The organism is Streptomyces sp. NPDC016469 (assembly GCF_040632905.1).
GTDB lineage: Bacteria > Actinomycetota > Actinomycetes > Streptomycetales > Streptomycetaceae > Streptomyces.
In genome coordinates this window covers 1-1,162 of sequence record NZ_JBEYCQ010000127.1, presented here as the reverse complement: position 1 = coordinate 1,162, position 1,162 = coordinate 1, and the positions used below count along the sequence as shown (strand labels likewise).

The following is a 1,162-nucleotide window of genomic DNA, read 5'->3' as shown; positions in this document are numbered from 1 at the left end:
GAGTGCGGATGCCGTCGGCGAAGCGGACCGCCGCACGGATCTGACGCGCCCAGTAGGCGGGGCTGGTCAGCTCATCAGCTATCTGGCCGGTCACATTCGAGATGACCGTGATCTGCGGTTCGTTGAAGGTGAGGGAGCGGATCGCTTCCTCGAACTCGGTCAGTGCTGTGTCCATGTGGGCGGAGTGGAAGGCGTGGGACACGGTGAGCCGCTTCACCTTCACTCCACGCCCTCGGAACAGCTCCTCCAGGACTCCGACCGCGTCCGCGTCACCGGAGACCACGACCGCTGCGGGGCCGTTCACCGCAGCGAGGGACACGCCGTCAATCAGCTCCGGGACCACCTCCGTCTCCGGGGCTGCGATGGCGAGCATCGCTCCGCCCGCGCGGGCGGCCTGCATCAGCCGGCCCCGTACCGCGACCAGCGCACACGCGTCCTCCAGCGAGAACACCCCCGCCGCCCACGCGGCGCTGACCTCGCCGATCGAGTGGCCGATCAGCGCATCGGGCCGCACCCCGAACGAGGAGACCAGCGTGAACAGAGCCGACTCAAGGGCGAACAGTGCGGCCTGGGTGAACCGGGTCTGATCCAGGACCGGATCACCCTCGAACACCACATCCTTCAGCGACCGGCCCAGATGCCCGTCCAAATACGCGCACGCCGCGTCGAAAGCCTGGGCGAACACCGGGAACGCCTCATACAACTCCCGGCCCATCCCCGGACGCTGGCACCCCTGCCCCGTGAACAAGAACGCCGTCCGCGCCGGCCCGGCGACCGGAGCCGAGGAGGCCGCCGGCAGGCTGTCCCGGACCTTCTCCAGTGCGTCGATCAGCTCTTCCCGGTCCGCGCCCACGACGACCGCGCGGTGCTCGAAGACGGTGCGGGCCGACGCCAGCGAGTACCCGACATCCAGCAGCGACGCATCCGAACCGCGTACGAACTCAGCAAGCCGGCCCGCCTGCGCACGCAACGCCTCAGCGCTGCGCCCCGACACCACCCACGGCACCAACCCCGGTCCCGCACCCTGCTCGGCGGGAACCGGCTCGGGGGCGTGTTCCAGGACGACGTGGGCGTTCGTGCCGGAGATCCCGAACGAGGACACCGCCGCACGGCGGGGCCGCTCGGCCTCGGGCCAGGCACGCTGCTCGGTCAGCAGCTCCAC

Annotated in this window: 1 protein-coding gene; it reads right to left on the bottom strand. The window is 70.3% G+C overall.

Translation table 11 applies throughout. The features are described 5' to 3' along the window. Positions 1 to 1,162, bottom strand: a 1,162-nt coding sequence (locus tag ABZ565_RS35730; protein WP_361036486.1) for a type I polyketide synthase, incomplete at both ends; no start/stop codon positions are given.